Here is a 750-nt window from a genome sequence, read left to right as displayed (position 1 = left end):
TCAATGCAGCAACTAAAGAAAAAATCGACAATGCTGCTAATAAAGATTTATCCAACCTTGACAATAAAGGCAAAGACGTTATTAAAGAAGTAACGCAAAGTGCTGTAGACGTTAAAGGTGGTAACAACGTGGAAGTAAGCAATGCTACGAAAGATGGCGTTAAGATTTTCACAGTTAACATGAAAAACAATATTGACCTTGGCACTAATGGTTCTATCACAGCTGGTGGTACAACTGTTAATAATGGCGGGGTTACTGTTGGTGAAGCAGGTGCCATTATAGTTGGTGATACTACTAAAGTTGATGCTAATGGTGTAACTACTGGTGACGTAAGCTTAGGTACTGATGGCTTAACTATCAAAGAAGGTCCATCTGTAACAAAAGACGGCATCAACGCTGGTGGTAAAGTTGTTTCTAACCTTGGCGAAGGCAAAGTAGAAGCTGGTTCCACCGATGCAGTAACAGGTGGTCAATTACATAATGTATCGACTGAGTTAGGTAAACGTATTGATGGCGTTGATGGTAAGGTAAATACGATTACGGATAAAGTTAATACAATCAACAACAACCTAGAAACTGTAAAAGAAACAGCTGGTAATGCCCTTCAATCCGTAACCGTAGTTAGCGATAATGGTGAAATTACCTGTATCTTATAAACATCTAGCGTATTATGATTGAAAAAAAAAGTACACCATCGGTAATCTCAGAACATACAGAGAAACAGCAAAAAAAGAAGTATTTAAAGAACAA

The 750-nt window shown here is 37.7% G+C and carries 1 protein-coding gene; it reads left to right on the top strand.

Annotated features, from left to right (window positions below):
• Positions 1-656 (top strand): hypothetical protein (locus VER_RS10015; protein WP_202922167.1); only part of this gene is annotated, 656 nt, incomplete at its 5' end.
• Positions 657-750: the final 94 nt, after the last annotated feature.

The sequence above is a fragment of the Veillonella sp. R32 genome (genome assembly GCF_010093125.1).
GTDB lineage: Bacteria > Bacillota > Negativicutes > Veillonellales > Veillonellaceae > Veillonella_A.
The sequence above is the reverse complement of the archived record's forward strand: the minus strand, read 5'-3'. Positions and strand labels throughout refer to the sequence as shown.